Origin of the sequence: Kribbella sp. NBC_01245, assembly GCF_036226525.1 — a bacterium.
Taxonomy (GTDB): domain Bacteria; phylum Actinomycetota; class Actinomycetes; order Propionibacteriales; family Kribbellaceae; genus Kribbella.
Map to the genome: position 1 here is coordinate 1,873,258 of NZ_CP108487.1, position 16,314 is coordinate 1,889,571.

Annotated in this window: 14 protein-coding genes; 3 read left to right on the plus strand and 11 right to left on the minus strand. The window is 67.7% G+C overall.

The window, feature by feature from the left end; translation table 11 throughout:
* Positions 1-163: 163 nt before the first annotated feature.
* Positions 164-1,084 (minus strand): helix-turn-helix domain-containing protein, encoded by a 921-nt coding sequence (locus OG394_RS08220; RefSeq protein WP_328994425.1) that lies wholly within the window; start codon positions 1,082-1,084, stop codon positions 164-166.
* A gap of 104 nt (positions 1,085-1,188) precedes the next feature.
* A complete protein-coding gene (locus OG394_RS08225; RefSeq protein WP_328994427.1) occupies positions 1,189-3,333 on the minus strand; it encodes a 3-hydroxyacyl-CoA dehydrogenase NAD-binding domain-containing protein in 2,145 nt (714 codons plus the stop codon).
* A gap of 98 nt (positions 3,334-3,431) precedes the next feature.
* Between OG394_RS08225 and OG394_RS08230 the strand changes: the two genes are divergently transcribed.
* Positions 3,432-4,607, plus strand: a complete 1,176-nt coding sequence (locus OG394_RS08230) for an RNA-guided endonuclease InsQ/TnpB family protein (RefSeq protein ID WP_328994429.1) — start codon at positions 3,432-3,434, stop codon at positions 4,605-4,607.
* A gap of 37 nt (positions 4,608-4,644) precedes the next feature.
* Here the strand turns inward: OG394_RS08230 and OG394_RS08235 are convergent, their stop codons facing one another.
* On the minus strand, positions 4,645-5,868 hold the full coding sequence (locus OG394_RS08235; protein WP_328994431.1) for an acetyl-CoA C-acetyltransferase: 1,224 nt from the start codon (positions 5,866-5,868) through the stop codon (positions 4,645-4,647).
* 91 nt (positions 5,869-5,959) lie between these two features.
* Here OG394_RS08235 and OG394_RS08240 point away from each other — a divergent pair, with 91 nt between their 5' ends.
* Positions 5,960-6,820 carry a MerR family transcriptional regulator gene (locus OG394_RS08240; RefSeq protein ID WP_328994433.1) on the plus strand — a complete coding sequence of 287 codons (861 nt, stop codon included), beginning with the start codon at positions 5,960-5,962 and terminating at the stop codon, positions 6,818-6,820.
* A gap of 119 nt (positions 6,821-6,939) precedes the next feature.
* On the opposite strand, the gene OG394_RS08245 is transcribed toward OG394_RS08240, so the two are convergent.
* The 8 genes from OG394_RS08245 to OG394_RS08280 form a co-directional block, all read right to left on the minus strand.
* Positions 6,940-7,200: a DUF6510 family protein gene (locus tag OG394_RS08245; protein ID WP_328994435.1), complete on the minus strand. Its 261-nt coding sequence runs from the start codon at positions 7,198-7,200 to the stop codon at positions 6,940-6,942.
* A complete protein-coding gene (locus OG394_RS08250; protein ID WP_328994437.1) occupies positions 7,197-7,949 on the minus strand; it encodes a ferredoxin reductase in 753 nt (250 codons plus the stop codon). The genes OG394_RS08245 and OG394_RS08250 overlap by 4 nt, the downstream gene beginning before the upstream one ends.
* A complete protein-coding gene (locus OG394_RS08255; protein ID WP_328994439.1) occupies positions 7,919-8,515 on the minus strand; it encodes a sulfite oxidase-like oxidoreductase in 597 nt (198 codons plus the stop codon). Before OG394_RS08255 ends, OG394_RS08250 begins: the two co-directional genes overlap by 31 nt.
* 63 nt (positions 8,516-8,578) lie before the next feature.
* A complete protein-coding gene (locus tag OG394_RS08260) occupies positions 8,579-9,721 on the minus strand; it encodes an acyl-CoA dehydrogenase family protein (RefSeq protein WP_328994440.1) in 1,143 nt (380 codons plus the stop codon).
* 238 nt (positions 9,722-9,959) lie between these two features.
* The gene (locus OG394_RS08265; protein WP_328994441.1) at positions 9,960-11,081 is read right to left on the minus strand and encodes a CaiB/BaiF CoA transferase family protein; all 1,122 of its coding nucleotides are present in this window, start codon (positions 11,079-11,081) and stop codon (positions 9,960-9,962) included.
* Positions 11,082-11,636: 555 nt separating this feature from the next.
* Positions 11,637-13,097, minus strand: a complete 1,461-nt coding sequence (locus OG394_RS08270; protein WP_328994442.1) for a cobyric acid synthase — start codon at positions 13,095-13,097, stop codon at positions 11,637-11,639.
* A gap of 9 nt (positions 13,098-13,106) precedes the next feature.
* Positions 13,107-14,837, minus strand: a complete 1,731-nt coding sequence (locus OG394_RS08275; RefSeq protein ID WP_328994443.1) for an L-aspartate oxidase — start codon at positions 14,835-14,837, stop codon at positions 13,107-13,109.
* A 138-nt stretch (positions 14,838-14,975) separates the two neighbouring features.
* Positions 14,976-15,407: a VOC family protein gene (locus tag OG394_RS08280; protein WP_328994444.1), complete on the minus strand. Its 432-nt coding sequence runs from the start codon at positions 15,405-15,407 to the stop codon at positions 14,976-14,978.
* A gap of 71 nt (positions 15,408-15,478) precedes the next feature.
* Here OG394_RS08280 and OG394_RS08285 point away from each other — a divergent pair, with 71 nt between their 5' ends.
* Positions 15,479-16,132, plus strand: coding sequence for a GntR family transcriptional regulator (locus OG394_RS08285; RefSeq protein ID WP_328994445.1), 654 nt, complete (start codon positions 15,479-15,481; stop codon positions 16,130-16,132).
* Positions 16,133-16,314: the final 182 nt, after the last annotated feature.

Consider the following 16,314-nt stretch of genomic DNA (forward strand, 5'->3'; position numbering starts at 1 on the left):
CCTCCGGTAACGGCGCCGCGGAACCGGCGGCGCGGAACGGTCCCAGAGAGTTACTTCACCAGGTTAAGTAGCTCTGTGGTGGCGCACACGTTACAACGAAGTCCAACATCCGGCCAGGATCCCCAGATTACGAATCAGCGTGCATCGTTTGAGGACCGGTTGGTCAGCGGTCATCGGCGAGCTGGACGTCTTGGGTGTCTTGGGTTGCGGCCCAGCTGGCCAGGAGCTTGAGGGCGTCGGCTGTGGGAGTGCCGGGTGGGGCGGTGTAGACGAGCAGGGTGAGGCCTGGGTCGGAGGGGAACTCCATCGCCTCGAAGTTGAGGTCGAGGTCGCCGACGACCGGGTGATGGAGTTTCTTGAAGCCGGTCCGGTGGAAACGCACGTTGTGCGCCGCCCAGCGGGTGCGGAACACCTCGCTGCGGGTGGACAACTCCCCGATCAGCTCGGTCAGTGCCTTGTCGTGCGGGCTGCGGCCGGCTTCCGAGCGCAGGATGGCGGCGACGTCGTCAGCCGCGCGCTCCCAGTCGACGAAGAACTCCTGCGATGCGGGATTGAGGTAGACGAAGCGCGCGGCGTTCGCCGGCCGGTGCGGATCGGCCAGCATCGGCGCGTAAAGCGCTCGCGCCAGTTGGTTTGCGGCGAGCAGGTCGTGGCGGTCGTTGCGCACCCACGCCGGCGCGTCGGTGATCGCGTCGAGGACGTGCTGGATCGCGGGCCGCACCCCCTTGGCCGTCGTACGGCGTCGACGCTGTGAGGGCGGGACCGCCTCGGCCTTGCGGGCCAGGTCGAACAAGTGGTCCTGCTCGGCCTCGTCGAGCTGAAGCGCGCGGCTGATGCCCTCAATCACGCTGTGCGAGACCCCGGCCAGACTCCCACGCTCGATCCGGACGTAGTAGTCGATGCTGACCCCGGCCAGCAGCGCGACCTCCTCGCGGCGCAGGCCCTTCACCCGGCGATTCCCGCCGCCGTACATGGGCAGGCCCGCCTGCTCCGGCGTGATCCGCGCCCGCCGTGAGCTGAGGAACTCGCGAATCTCGGCTCGATCGTCCACTGCACCCACCGTACGACGGCGAGACCGGCGCAAGGAGGCACTGTCAGTACCTCCTGCGCTTGGTCACAAGGGCCCGATGATGGGCGACACGCCGTGTCACAAGGGCCCGATGAACGGAATACACGGCCGGAAGTGGGTTAGGCGAAGGTTTCGCCGGCTTCGGCCATTTTGACTAGGAGCGCGGGGGGCTCGAAGCGGTTGCCGTACGTCGTGGCGAGTTCGCGGGTGCGGGTGAGGAAGCCGGGGAGGCCGCCTTCGTAGGCGTTGATGTACTGGAGGGCGCCTCCGTGCAAGGGCGGGAAGCCGATACCGAAGATCGAGCCGATGTTGGCGTCGGCCGTCGAGCGCAGCACGCCTTCCTCCACACACTTCACCGTCTCGAGCGACATCGCGAACGCCATCCGCTCACCGAGATCCCCGAACGGTACGTCGACGTCGTCCTTCACGAAGTTCTCCCACAGACCCGGCCAGAGCACCTTCGGCCCGTCTTCGGGATAGTCGTAGAACCCGGCGCCGGCCGCCTTGCCCTTGCGGCCGAACTCGTTCACCATCCGGTCGGTCACGTCCATCCCGGCGTGGTCGTCGAACGCCCCCGCACCACCACCGGCCGCGCGGGCCGCGTCGCGGATCTTCTGCGGCAGCGTCAACGTAACCTCGTCGAGCATCGCGAGCGGCGGCGCCGGGAAACCGAACTGGGTCGCGGCCCGTTCGATCGTGACCGGGTTGATGCCCTCGGCAATCATCGCGGCACCTTCCATCACCAGCGTGCCGAAGACGCGGGAGGTGAAGAAGCCGCGGCTGTCGTTCACCACGATCGGCGTCTTGCGGATCTGCCGCACCACGTCGTACGCCTTCGCGAGCGTCACATCGGAGGTCTTCTCCCCCACGATCAGCTCGACCAGCGGCATCTTGTCGACCGGCGAGAAGAAGTGCATGCCGATGAAGTCGTCCGGGCGATCGATGCCGTCCGCAAGCGAAGTGATCGGCAGCGTCGAGGTGTTCGAGCAGAGCAGCGCGTCGGGCTCGATCACGCCGGCGATCTCGGCGAAGACCTTCTGCTTCAGCTCCTCGCTCTCGAACACCGCCTCGATGACCAGATCGCACCCGGCCAAGTCGTTCGGCTCGGCCGTCGGCGTGATCAGGCTGAGCAGCGCCTCGGCCTTCTCCGGAGTCGCGCGGCCCTTCTTGACCTGCTTGGCGAGGATCTTCTCGGAGTACGCCTTACCCTTCTCGGCGGCCTCGAGCGAGACGTCCTTCAGGACGACCTCGATCCCGACCTTCGCGCAGACGTACGCGATACCGGCGCCCATCATGCCCGCACCGAGTACGCCGACCTTGCGCGCGCGGTACTTCGGCACGTTCGCCGGACGGGACGCGCCGGCGTTGATCGCCTGCAATTCGAAGAAGAAGGCGTTGATCATGTTCTTGGCGATCTGGCCCGAGGCGAGCTCGACGAAGTACCGCGACTCGATCCGGCTGGCCGTCGCGAAGTCGACCTGCGTGCCTTCGACCGCCGCGCTCATGATCGCCTTCGGCGCGGGATAGGGCGCGCCCTTGAGCTGCTTGCGCAGGTTCGCCGGGAACGCCGGCAGGAACGCGGCGAGCTTCGGCGAGGACGGCGTACCGCCCGGGATCTTGTAGCCGTCGCGATCCCACGGCTGCTTGGCCTCGCCCTGGAACTCCTTCACCCAGCGGTACGCCGCGTCGAGCAGCTGGTCCCGCGGCACGACCTCGTCCACGATGCCGACCGATTGCGCGTGCTTCGGCTTCATCCGCTGGCCTTGCAGCAGCACCTTCATCAGCGCGTCCTGCAGCCCGAGCATCCGGACCGTACGCGTCACGCCGCCGCCACCGGGCAGCAGTCCGAGCGTCACCTCGGGTACGCCGATCTCGATGCGGTCGTCGTCTGCCACGATCCGGTGGTGACAGGCGAGCGCGATTTCCAGACCGCCGCCGAGGGCAGCACCGTTGATCGCGGCAACTACCGGGACACCGAGGGTCTCGATGACGCGGAGCTGGCGCTTGACCTCTTCCAGCGTCTCGAAGACCTCAGCCGCGTTCTCCGGCTTGATCTGACGCAGCATCTCCAGGTTGCCACCGGCGAAGAACGTGTCCTTCGCGCTGGTGATGACCACACCGGTGATCGCGTCCTTCTCGGTCTGCAACCGCTCGACGGTCTCGGCCATGGCGGCGATGTACCGGTCGTTCATCGTGTTCGCGCCGGCTTCAGGGTCGTCCATCGTCAGCGTGACGACGCCGTCGGCATTGCTCCAGGAGATCATCGGTAATCCGGCGTGGGAACCCCGTCCTTCAGGGCGGGGTGGAAACGCCGGTCCCTCCTTTCGGAAAAGTGTCGGTGGCGGTCGCCACCATTGGTGGTGTGTCCAGGTACCGGCTTGTCCCGACCCCCGCGCAGGAGACTGCGCTGCTGGGGCACTGCGGCCACGCCCGATACGTATGGAACCTGGGACTCGAACAACGGCTGATGTGGCGACCAGGACGGCCACCCACCCCCGGATATGTGGTCCAGGCGGCGCAGCTGACCGAAGTCCGCGCGGCGGAGCCGTGGCTGGCTGCCGGGTCGCAGATGGTGCAGCAGCAGGCGCTGCGCGACCTGGATCAGGCGTGGCGGAACTTCTGGGGCGGTACCCATTCCAGGCCGACTTGGCGCAGCGCCGGCAAGCATGAGGGGTTCCGGATTGTCGGGCCACAGGCACAACGTGTCGAGCGGCTCAACCGGAAATGGGGCCGGGTCCAGGTCCCGAAGGTCGGCTGGATCAGGTTCCGCTGGTCGCGGCAGATACCGGATGCGAAGTCGTACCGGATCACCCTTGACCGGATCGGCCGGTGGCACATCGCCTTCGCGGCCATCCCCGACCCGATCCCGGCACCCGGGACCGGTGAGGTGGTCGGGGTGGACCGGGGTGTTGCCGCGTCGGCCGCGCTGTCCACCGGTGTGCTGCTCGCGTGTCCCGGGCTGCGTGCTACCGAGCAGGCGCGGTTGAAGCGGCTGCAACGGAGGCTGGCCCGTTGTCAGCGCGGGTCGAAGCGGCGTGGCAGGTTGAAGGTGGCGATCGCCCGGCTCAAGGCGCGGGAGAGGGATCGGCGCAAGGATTGGGTCGAGAAGCTCAGCACTGACCTGGCCCGCCGGTTCGACGTGATCCGGGTCGAGGCCCTCAAGATCCGCAACATGACCCGCTCGGCGCGCGGCACCGTCGAGCAGCCGGGCCGGAACGTGCGGCAGAAGGCCGGGCTGAACCGCGGCATCCTCGCCCAGGGATGGGGACTGCTCGTCCAGCGTCTTGAACACAAGGCGCCGGGCCGGGTCGAGCGGGTCAACGCGGCGTATACGAGTCAGACGTGTGCGGAGTGCGGGCATTGCGCGTCGGAGAACCGCGAGAGCCAAGCGGTGTTCCGATGCCGGGTCTGCGGTCACACCGCGCATGCTGATGTGAATGCAGCACGGAACATCGCGGCCGGACGAGCCGTGACCGCACGCCGAGGCACGAGGTCTGTGCCGTTGAAGCGTGAACCTCATCTCGCTACCTCCACGTAGTGCGATGGAATCCCCCGCCTCCGGGCGAGGGAGGACGTCAAGCGAGCCTCTCGATAATCGTTGCGACGCCCATACCGCCGCCGACGCACAGGGTGGCCAGGCCGTAGCGGAGTTCGCGCCGCTCCAGCTCGTCCAGCAGGGTTCCGATCAGCATGGCGCCGGTCGCACCGAGCGGGTGACCGAGCGCGATCGCGCCGCCGTTCACGTTGACCTTCTCGTGCGGCACGCCGAGGTCCTTCATGAAGTGCAGCACGGCGGCGGCGAACGCCTCGTTCATCTCGAACAGGTCGATATCGCCGACCTCGAGACCGGCCTTCGCCAGCGCCTTGCGGGCGGCCGGCGCCGGACCGGTCAGCATGATCGTCGGCTCGGCACCACTGACGGCGGCGGCGACCACCCGGCCGCGCGGCGCCTGCCCGATCGCCTCACCGGCCTTCTCGTTGCCGATGGCAACCAGCGCAGCGCCGTCGACGATGCCCGACGAGTTGCCGGCGTGGTGCACGTGGTTGATCCGCTCGACCGTGACGTACTTCTCCAGCGCCACCGAGTCGAACCCGCCATGCTCACCGATCGCCGCGAACGACGCCGGCAGGCCGGCCAGGGTCTCGACGGTCGTGCCGGGACGGACCAGCTGGTCGTTGTCCAGGATCGGCAGGCCGTTACGGTCGACGACCGGCACCACCGAGCGGGTGAAGTATCCGTTGGCCCACGCCTTCGCGGCCCGCGCGTGCGACTCCGCGGCGTACGTGTCGACGTCGGTCCGCGAGTAGCCGTCGATCGTCGCGATCAGGTCGGCGCTGATGCCCTGCGGGATGAAGCTGGTGTTGATCGCGGTCTCCGGGTCCATCGCCCAGGCGCCGCCGTCCGACCCCATCGGCACCCGCGACATCGACTCGACACCACCCGCGAGGATGAGGTCCTCCCAGCCGGACCGGATCCGCTGCGCCGCCTGGTTCACGGCTTCGAGGCCGGACGCGCAGAAGCGGTTGAGCTGTACGCCGCCGGTCGTCTCGGGATAACCCGCCGCCAGCACCGCCGTCCGGGCGATGTCCATGCCCTGATCGCCGATCGGCGTGACGACACCGAGCACGACGTCATCGATGACGGCCGGGTCGAGCTCGGGATGGCGCTCGCGCAGTTCGGTGAGCAGGCCGGTGATCAGCTGGATCGGCTTGACCTCGTGCAACGCGCCGGCGGCCTTGCCCCTGCCTCGAGGTGTCCGGATCGCGTCATAGAGAAAGGCATCGGATGGTGCGGTCATGGTGATCCCGTCGGTCGACCGGTAACGGATGATCTGATTGTGACAGTTCCACTGTCACGGTGGTCAAGTGGGTCCCACTATGATCTGCGCCATGTCAATCGAACGGCCACTGGACCGGGTCGCCACCTCCGACACCGCCTCGGACGCCTCGCGCGCCTCGGACGCCTCGGGTGTCGGGTCCAGCGTTGGCTCCGGCGTCGGTGGTGCGGGCGTCTCCGCTTCGGCGGACGCCGGTACGGCGACACTGACCGTCGACGAGTTGTCCGCGCGGGTCGGGATGACGGTCCGGACTTTACGGTTCTACGCGGGCCGCGGGCTCATTCCACCGCCGGTACGACGTGGGCGTGTCGGCTACTACGGGCCCGAGCACATCGCGCGGCTCGACCTGGTCCGCGAGCTCCAGGCGCACGGATTCACCCTGTCGGCCATCGAGGGATACCTCGAGCGCATCCCGGCCGACGCGACTCCGCAAGACATCGCCCTACACCGCACACTCCTCACGCCGTGGATGCGGGATCTCCCCGAGACTTTGGACCGCAAGGCGCTCGTACGGCGTACCGGGCGAGACCTGTCCGACGACGACATCGAGATGCTCGTGGCCCTGGGCGTGGTCGAACCGACGCCCGACGACGACGTCTTCCAGGTCGCGACAGCCCACCTCAGCCTCGGCGTCGAACTCCTCGACCTGGAACTCCCCGTCGAGGCCGCCCTCGCAGCCGGACGCATCTTCTCCGAACACGGCCGCGCCATCGCGGAAGAACTGACCGAGGTCTTCCGCACCACCGTCTGGCCGCACTTCCGCGACGGCGGCAGCACCCCGGAGCACCTGCAGCAGCTCATCGAACGGTTCAAGCCCGTCACGATCCAAGGCCTCGTCCTCGCCTACGAACGCGCCGTCGGCGAAACCCAACGCGACACCATCCGCCGCACCACCAACCGCCCCAAACGCTAAGCGTCAGCCGCCTTCTTTCTTCCTCATTTCTGCCGCGAGTGGTCGCATCTGGTCCCGCGACGAGCCGGTAGAGGTCGGCGTGATGGACCAGATGCGACCACTCGCGGCAGAAAAAGAACTCAGCCGTTCGGGAGTTTGAGATAGCTGAGGCCTTGTAGGTCCAAGTAGGTGTCAGTGTCGGTCTTCACCACCCTCATCAGTACGGCGTCGCAACCCGGGCAACGCGCGACGAGACCGGGCGCATCGACGTACAACCGGACCTCCGCGAAAACGCCGGTCTGCCCGCAACCACCGCAACGGGCGGACGCGCTGGTGATGTCGACGGCGAACACCTCGCGCAGCGCACCGGCCGCGGCATTCCCGTCCAGATAAGTGCTCATCTGCCTCCTCCACTCGGGCCGAACCGCTCGGTCCTGACTTGTGCCGGGTCATGCCCTGCCGCGACCAGCAGATCCGCGACCGTCTCCACGAACGGCGTCGGACCGCACACGTACACCGTTGCGCCAACGTCCGGCGACCAGGCCGACCGCGCCAGCACCTCAGCGTCGATCCGGCCTATTCGTTCACCGGCCGGGCCTTCGCGGGTGTAGGCGAAGGCGATCTCCGACTTACTCCTCGCCAGCTCCCCGGCGTAGAGGACGGACTCGGGTCGCCGCACCGAGTACAGCAAGCGCACGTCCGGCTGGCGCCCAGCCAATTCGGCAGCGCGCAGGATCGCCATCAGCGGCACCATGCCCGAGCCGCCGCCGATCAGCTGGATCGGGCCAGGCTGCTCCGGCCGCCAGACGAACCAGCCGCCGACCGGCCCGCGGATCTCCAGCGGATCGCCCACTCCGATGACCTGCCCGAGGTACGGCGAGACCTCGCCATCCGGCACCTGCTCCACCGTCAAGTCGACCTTCGCACCACCCGCTGGCGAGGACGGCCAGGCTGAGGCGATCGAGTAGGACCGCATTGCGCGATAGCCGTCCGGCGCGGTGAGCCGCACGTCGACGTGTTGCCCAGCGAGATGACCTGGCCAGTCCGGCACGTCCAGCACCAGCGTGCGGGCCGTCTGCGTCTCCTCCCGAACCGCGCTGACCGTGGCGACGCGCCAGGTCAGTCGCCCGCGTAGCGCTGTTCCCGCCATGGGTCCCCGTATTCGTGGTAGCCGACGGTCTCCCAGAAACCAGGCTCGTCGGTATCGGACAGGACGATCCCCCGCACCCACTTGGCGCTCTTCCACAGGTATAGATGAGGAACCAGCAGCCGCGCCGGTCCACCATGCTCCGGCGCGAGATCCTCACCGTCGAACTTGTGCGCGATCCACGCCTGACCATCGAGCAGATCCTCGACCGGCAGGTTGGTCGTGTAGCCGCCGTAACACTGCACCAACGCGTAGTCCGCCGCGCTCTCGACGTCCTCCAGCAGGACATCGAGCGAGACGCCCTGCCACGAGGTGCCGAGTTTGGACCAGCGCGTCACGCAGTGCAGGTCCTGCACGGTCTGCTCCTGCGGCAAGCCGGTGAACGCCTGCCAGTCCCACCGATGCACCTCACCGGTCTCGGTCGTGACCGTGAACTCCCAGTGCTCCGGCCGGATCTGCGGTGTCGGACCGGCCGACAACACCGGAAAGTCCTCGGTCAGATACTGCCCCGGCGGCAGCTCTGGACCACTGCGGCGACGGCCGGTGAAACCCGGCGAAACGATCCCCATCACGACCTCCTTCGGTCGAGCATGAGTCAATCAGATCGCCCCGACAATTTCTGCCGGACCTGGTCACAGACCCATCGTGCGCCCGATGATTTCCTTCATCACCTCGGTGGTGCCGCCGTAGATGGTCTGCACACGCGTGTCGAGGTAGGCCTTCGCGATCGGGTACTCCGTCATGAACCCGTAGCCGCCGTACAACTGCAGGCACTTGTCGACGACCTTCTTCTGCAGCTCGGTCGTCCACCACTTCGCCATCGCGGCCTCGGAGACGGTCAAGGTGCCAGCGTTGAGCTCGGTGATGCAGCGATCAACGAAGACCCGCGCGATCTGGGTCTCGGTCGCCAGTTCGGCCAGGACGAACCGGCTGTTCTGGAAGGACCCAATCGGCCGGCCGAACGCCGTACGTCCCTTCACGTACTCCACGGTCGACGCCACCACGTTCTCGCAGGCCGCGGCCGCAACGACGGCGATGGTCAGACGCTCCTGCGGCAGCTTCTCCATCAGGTAGATGAAGCCCTTGCCCTCTTCGCCGAGCAGGTTCGCGGCCGGTACGCGGACGTTGTCGAAGAACAGCTCGGCGGTGTCCTGCGCCTTGAGGCCGATCTTGTCCAGGTTGCGTCCGCGCTCGAAGCCGGGCATCCCGCGCTCGACCACGATCAGGGAGATGCCCTGGTAGCCCGCGGCCGGGTCTGTCTTCGCGACGACGATCACAAGGTCGGCCAGGATGCCGTTGGAGATAAAGGTCTTCTGGCCGTTGATGACGTACGAGTCGCCGTCGCGCACGGCCGTCGTCTGGATGCCCTGCAGGTCGCTCCCGGCGCCCGGCTCGGTCATCGCGATCGCGGTGATGGTCTCACCCGAGCAGAAGCCGGGCAGCCAGCGCGCCTTCTGCTCGTCGTTCGCGTAGTCGAGCAGGTAGGCCGAGTTGATATCGGTGTGAATCGTGAAGCCCGGACCACTCGCTTTCGCCCGGGTGATCTCCTCGATCAACACCGCGTTGAAACGGAAATCCCGCACGCCACCTCCGCCGTACTGCTCGGGCATCATGAACCCGAGCAAGCCCTGCTCCCCCGCCGCCGCCCACAACTCGCGCGGCACGATCCCGGCCTCTTCCCAACCGGCGTGATGCGGCACGATCTCCTTGTCGCAAAAGGCCCGGACACTCTCCCGGAACGCGTCATGGTCGGCATTGAAGATCTGACGTTCCACGCGAACTCCTCAGTCGTACGGCGGTTTGATGCAGCGACTCTCGTGCTACGGGTCTCGTGCTGCGGGTCACGGCTTGTGCGGGTCTCGGCCTGTGCGGGTCTCGGCCTGTGCGGGTCTCGGCCTGTGCGGGTTTCGTGCTGCGCGGGTCTCGGCTTGTGCGGGTGTGACGGTGGTCTGAGTCATCGAGTGGTCAGGTTGTACGGCGGTCGGGTGGTCAGGTTGTACGGCGGTCGGGTGGTCAGGCCTGTACGGCGGCGCCGGTGGCGAGTAGTTCGTCCACGGCCGTGACGCCCCAATCCGTCAGCGCCTCGCGGGTGTGCTGCCCCGGGCGCGCGGGCGGTTGACCGATGGCGCTCGGCGTACGGCTGAACCGCGGCGCGGGCGCCGGCTGTCGTACGCCCTCGTGCTCGACAAAGGTGCCACGGGCAACCACATGCGGATGTTCGTTGGCCAACGGCAGCACCGGCGATACACAGGCGTCCGTACCATCGAAGATCTCGGCCCATTCGGCTCGGGTCTTGGTCGCGAAGGCCTCCGCGAACACCTTGCGCAATTCCGGCCAGTTGTTCACGTCGTACCGATCGGGCGCGGCGACCCCCAGCAGCCGGATCAACTCGTCGTAGAACGCAGGCTCGAGCGCGCCGACCGCCATATGCAACCCGTCGGCCGTCTCGTACACGTCATAGAACGGCGCACCCGTGTCGAGCAGATTCGCCCCACGCTCCTGACGCCAACTCCCGGCCGCGAGCCCACCGAGCAGCTGGGTCGTCAGGTGTGCGGCACCATCCACGATCGCCGCGTCGACCGTCTGCCCCTGACCACTCGCGCGAGCCTCGACCAACGCCGCGAGCACACCCACGACGAGGTAGAGCGAACCACCACCAAAGTCCCCCAGGAAGTTGACCGGCACCTGCGGCGGACCACCCGCACGCCCAATCGCACCCAGCGCGCCAGAGATCGCCAAATAGTCGATGTCATGCCCAGCCGACTGCGCCAGCGGTCCCTCCTGCCCCCACCCAGTCATCCGCCCGTACACCAGGCGCGGATTGATCGCCCGACACTCCTCCGGCCCCAAGCCCAACCGCTCGGCAACCCCCGGCCGAAACCCTTCGATCAGCACGTCAGCCCGCGCCACCAACTCGCGAACCGCGATGATCGCCTCGGGCTTCTTGAGGTCCATCGCGACACTCCGCCGCCCCCGGTTGAGCAACTCCAACTCCGGCGGCCCAAGCATCAACCCACCCCCGGGCCGCTCGATCCGGACCACGTCGGCCCCCATCTCGGCCAACATCATGCAGGCAAACGGCGCCGGCCCAATCCCAGCCAACTCCACCACCCGAACCCCACTCAACGCACCCATACCCGCATTGTGACAGTACAACTGTCACAGTAGTCAACCCGCCACCCCGCCTTCGGACACGTGACGGTCGCCCAACCCCCTCACCCCCGGCGCCCCACCTCCCCTTCGCCCTCGCCTCCTCCCGGCGTGTCGCCACTCTCATCATCGGGCCCTAGTGACGCGGCGTGTCGCGGTTCATCGGTCCGTTCTGACCACGCACGGAAGCTTTGGCAGCAAAGGCCAGCCAGCTACGCACCTTTGCATTCATTCGTCGGAATCCGCCCTCGCCCGTCCGCTCAGCTGTGCTGGACCGCGGTGGCTGAGAGGGCGGATTCCGACGAATGAATGCAAAGAGGGTTGGCCCGCGCCGTTGGGTCGCAAGCCTCCGACGACACGTCGAGGGATGGTCACAAGGGACCGATGAACCGCGACACGCCGCGTCACAAGGGCCCGATGAGCGGGGTTTCACCGGCGGCCCGGGCGTGTCGGGAGGGAGGGCGCGGCACCGGGCCAAGCGGCGGGCGGGCGCCGGGGTTAGGCCGATGGGGCGCCGGTGTTGGGCGATGCGCGTTGGGGTTAGGCGGTGGGGGCGCCGGGTGGGATGAAGGGGAGGTTTGGTGGGGCGCCTTGTTCGATGAGGGCTAGTAGGGACTTGGTGTCTAGGTGGTCTTCGATGGCGTCGGCTAGGCGGTCTAGGCGTTGTTCGCGGAGGGTGGCGAAGGACGTGCGGCCGTCGGGGGCGGGTTTGCCGGTTAGGGCGGCCACCTCGGTTAGGAAGGCGTGGCGGGCCGCGTCGTCGTCGAGGAGGCCGTGCCAGATGGTGCCCCAGGTTGCGCCAGAGCGGCAGCCGCCGGGGAAGGGCTCGGCATCGGCGACGACCGAGACGACGCCGTGGTGGATCTCGTACGCCGTGGGCGCCGGCCGGGCCAGGGTCTTCTCGCGTTCAAAAACCGTTGCTACCGGCAACAACTCGAGCCCGTTAGAACGGCCGCCACCCTCAACGCCGTACGGGTCGTCAATGAGCCCACCGAGGATCTGGTAGCCGCCGCAGATCCCGAGCACCGGCCGACCGGCGGCACCCCGCGCGACGACCGCCTCCGCGAGCCCGGTCGACCGCAACCAGGCCAAGTCGGCAGCAGTCGCGCGCGAACCGGGCAGCACCACGAGATCGGCATCCCGCACATCCGCCGGATCGGCTGTAAAGAACACGCTCGTCGACGGTTCGACCGCAAGCGCATCCAAATCCGTGAAGTTGCTGATCCGCGGAAACCGCACCACCGCGATCGTCAACGCCCCACCAGCCGTCGCGCGACGCCCGGGAACGTCGAGCGCGTCCTCGGAGTCGAGGTACAGATCGGGCAACCACGGGAGTACGCCGTACGTCGGTCGCCCGGTGGCATTACCAAGCATGTCGATCGCCGGCTGCAACAACGTCTGATCCCCGCGGAACTTGTTGATCACATACCCGCTGACCAACGCCTGGTCCTCGGCCGAGAGCAACGCAACCGTGCCGAATAGCGAAGCGAAAACCCCACCCCGATCGATATCCCCCACCACGATCACCGGCGCCGAGATATGCCGCGCCAGCCCCATGTTCACGTAATCCGACTCCCGCAGGTTGATCTCGGTCGGACTCCCCGCGCCCTCGCACACCACCACGTCATACCGCGAGGCCAAATCGTCGTACGCCGCAAACGCCGCCTTCGCCAACGCGGCCCGCTCGGTGAGGAAACCGCGCGAGGACAACTCCCCCCACGGCTCCCCCATCAGTACGACGTGGCTCCGCCGGTCGCTGCCGGGTTTGAGCAGCACCGGGTTCATCGCGGCCTCGGGCTCCGCGCCGGCGGCGACGGCCTGGATCCACTGGGCCCGGCCGATCTCGGCGCCGTCCGCGCAGACCATCGAGTTGTTCGACATGTTCTGCGCCTTGTACGGCGCGACGCGCACCCCCTGGCGCGCCAGCCAGCGGCACAGCCCGGTCACCACGGTCGTCTTACCCGCGTCGGACGTCGTACCGGCGACCAGGATCGAGTTCACCGCCGTAGGCTATTCCACCAGCTTTCCGGCGGTATCCACGTCCCTCATCAACGCGGAGATCTCAGCCGGGATCGGCGGGAGCTCTTCCCGCGTCAGCACGCCCGGACCAGACCAGACGAGGTTCACCTGCAACGACGGATCCAACGTGGGGAAGTCCGACCGGTTGTGGCAGCCGCGCGTCTCGCGCCGTTCGATGGCGGCCTCGATCGTCGCCCGGGCCGCGAGCGCCGCCGACTTGAGGTCGAAGGCGTGCGCGAGGTCCTGGAAGCCGGCGATGTCCGGATGCACCCCCACCTTGGTCATCCGCTCGCCGAGCGCATCCAACTCGGCCAATCCCGCGAGCAGACCAGCCTCGTCGCGCACCACGCCTGCGTGCTCGGTCATCGTGTTCCGCAAGACCCGTTGCAAGGACCGCACGTTCTCCGGACCGTCCGACGCGAGCAATACGTCGACCTCGGCCCGCGCCTCATCCAAAGCCGAGGCGGATCGCCGCTGAGACTCCAGACCGGCGGAGTACGCCGCCGCGGCCTCGCCCACGATCCGCCCGAAGACCAGCAGTTCGATCAGCGAGTTCCCGCCGAGCCGGTTCGCGCCGTGCAACCCGCTGGACGCCTCACCGATCGCGTACAGCCCTTCGACATCCGTGCTGTGGTCCTCCGGCCGCACCCACACTCCGCCCATCGAGTAGTGCGCGGTCGGCGCGATCTCGATCGGCGTGGTGGTGATGTCGAGCATCTGCAGCTCGAGCAACGTCTGGTAGACCCGCGGCAGCCGCTGCATGATCGTCTCGCGCGGCAGGTGTGACACGTCGAGCCAGACGCCGCCGTTCGGCGTACCGCGCCCTTCCTTGATCTCCAGGTACGCCGCGAGCGCCACGCGATCCCGGGTCGAGAGCTCCATCCGCTCCGGGTCGTACCGCTCCATGAACCGTTCGCCCAGCGCGTTGCGGAGCACGCCACCCTCACCACGAGCCGCCTCGGAGACGAGGGTGCCGGCCGCGTTCTCGGGCTCGATCAGGCCGGACGGGTGGAATTGCACGAGCTCGGGATCGCGAATACGCCCGCCGGCCTCGACCGCGAGACGGAACGAGTCGCCGGTGTTCTCGTCGCGCCGCGAGGAGGTCCGCCGCCAGATCCGGTTGTGCCCGCCGGCCGCGAGGATGACGGCGTCCGCGTGGATGACGTACCGGGTGCCGTCGTTCAGGTCGAAGCCGTACGCGCCGAAGATCACGTTGTCCCGGACCAGCAGCTTCGTGATGTAGACCGTGTCGAGCACCGGCACATCCAGCTGCGCGGCCCGGTTGATCAGCGTGCGCTGGATCTCCAGCCCGGTGTAGTCACCCGCGAACGCCGTACGACGATAGGTGTGCGCGCCGAAGAACCGCTGCGAGATCCGCCCGTCCTCCTCCCGGGCGAACGGCATCCCGTACCGCTCGAGGTCCTCGATCCCGCGCGCCGCACCCCGCGTCACGATCTCGACCGTGTGCGGATTGGCGAGCAGGTAGCTCTCCTTCAACGTATCGGCCGCGTGCTGCTGCCAGCTGTCGTCCGGGTCCACCGTGGCCAAGGCGGCGTTGATGCCACCGGCCGCCAGCGACGTGTGCGTATCGGCTTTCGGACGCTTGCCCACGGCAACAACATCGACACCACGTTCGGCGAGTTCGATCACCGCCCGCAATCCCGAGCCGCCGGTTCCGATCACCAGTACCGATGTCGCGATGCGCCGTTCCGCGGTGTTCAAGGCAGTCTCCAATCGACCGATGGGTTCGGTCCTCAGAGCAGAAGACCGCCCACGCCCAGCCTTTGTGACACCGAACCTCGCCGCAATGGCGAGCCTCACATCCGCAGCGCGTCCATCATCACTGCCAACGTCAGACCGTCAGGCGGCGAAGACCTGGGAGTCGTCGGCGAAGGCCTTGAACTCGAGGGCGTTGCCGGCCGGGTCGAGCAGGAACATCGTCCACTGCTCGCCGGTTTGACCCTCGAAACGCACGTAGGGCTCGATGACGAACTCGGTGCCCGCCTCGCGCAGCCGCTCGGCGAGCTGCTGGAATCCCTCGATCGTCAGGATCAGCCCGAAGTGCGGCACCGGGACGTCGTGGCCGTCGACCGGGTTGTGGATTCGCTGCGCGCGGGCCGGCGCGAGGTGGGTCACGAACTGGTGGCCGTGCAGGTTCCAGTCCACCCACGTGTCCGCGCTGCGGCCCTGCTCGAGGCCAAGGACTTCACCGTAGAAGTGGCGTGCGGCGGCGAGGTCGTCGACCGGCACGGCCAGGTGGAAGCGCGGGATCGGCGAGTCGAGAACGGTCATGGCGATACCTTCCTGAGTGGTTGCGATGTCTGAATGTTAACATTGCGACAATCGAGGGAAGGTAGGCGTCCATGAGCGACCAACTGGCCCCCGCTCGCCGTCGCGGTCTGGCCGACGAGGTGGCGGACAACATCCGGGAGGCCATCTTCAGTGGGGTCTACGGTCCTGGCACGCAGTTGCGCGAGGTCGAGCTCGCGGGCGCGTTGGACGTCAGCCGCGGCCCGATTCGCGAGGCGCTGCTCCGGCTCGAACGCGAGGGTCTGGTCCGTAGCGCCTGGCACCGCGGCGCCACGGTGACCACGCTGTCTCCTGACGACATCGCGGAACTCGACAGTCTGCGCGGCGCGCTCGAGCAGCTCGCCGTCCAGGAGGCGATTGCCAACGCCTCGGACGAGGATCTCGCGGCCATCGAGTCGGCGGCCGACCGGATGGACCGCGCCGAGGACGCGCACGCGATGGTGCGCTGCGACATCGCGTTCCACGATTCCGTTTACGCCGCCACCCGGCATCGGCGCCTGCAGGAGGCCTGGGAGGCGATCCGTTGCCAGGTGCACTTGTTCCTGCTGACGCGGATCGGCGTCAGCACGGAGGGATACCTCGGGTTCATCCCGCACGAACACCGCGAGCTCGTCGCCGCGTTGCGCTCCCGCGACACCGAAGCCGCCCTCAAGCTGTTCGCCACGCACCGCCGTCATGCCGTCGAAGTACTCACCCGGCCGAACTAGCGCAGGGCGCTAGGAGGGGATTGCGGCCCGGATGCCCCCTGTGATTTGGCATCCGGGCCGCGCCCCTCTCCCCCGGTCTGCGCCGGTTAGGAGTTCGAATCGCCGTCCGGCAGACGCACAGACCGATCGACGATGCTGCTGATCCACCGCTCGTCTTGCTCTCGGCACACTTCCGACGCCCG

What these genes read in the sequence shown, in the direction of transcription:
- OG394_RS08225 (WP_328994427.1), bottom strand. Translation starts at nt 3,333, where the DNA reads ATGATCTCCTGGAGCAATGCCGACGGCGTCGTCACGCTGACGATGGAC.
- OG394_RS08235 (WP_328994431.1), bottom strand. Translation starts at nt 5,868, where the DNA reads ATGACCGCACCATCCGATGCCTTTCTCTATGACGCGATCCGGACACCT.
- OG394_RS08240 (WP_328994433.1), top strand. Translation starts at nt 5,960, where the DNA reads ATGTCAATCGAACGGCCACTGGACCGGGTCGCCACCTCCGACACCGCC.
- OG394_RS08245 (WP_328994435.1), bottom strand. Translation starts at nt 7,200, where the DNA reads ATGAGCACTTATCTGGACGGGAATGCCGCGGCCGGTGCGCTGCGCGAG.
- OG394_RS08250 (WP_328994437.1), bottom strand. Translation starts at nt 7,949, where the DNA reads ATGGCGGGAACAGCGCTACGCGGGCGACTGACCTGGCGCGTCGCCACG.
- OG394_RS08255 (WP_328994439.1), bottom strand. Translation starts at nt 8,515, where the DNA reads ATGGGGATCGTTTCGCCGGGTTTCACCGGCCGTCGCCGCAGTGGTCCA.
- OG394_RS08265 (WP_328994441.1), bottom strand. Translation starts at nt 11,081, where the DNA reads ATGGGTGCGTTGAGTGGGGTTCGGGTGGTGGAGTTGGCTGGGATTGGG.
- OG394_RS08280 (WP_328994444.1), bottom strand. Translation starts at nt 15,407, where the DNA reads ATGACCGTTCTCGACTCGCCGATCCCGCGCTTCCACCTGGCCGTGCCG.
- OG394_RS08285 (WP_328994445.1), top strand. Translation starts at nt 15,479, where the DNA reads ATGAGCGACCAACTGGCCCCCGCTCGCCGTCGCGGTCTGGCCGACGAG.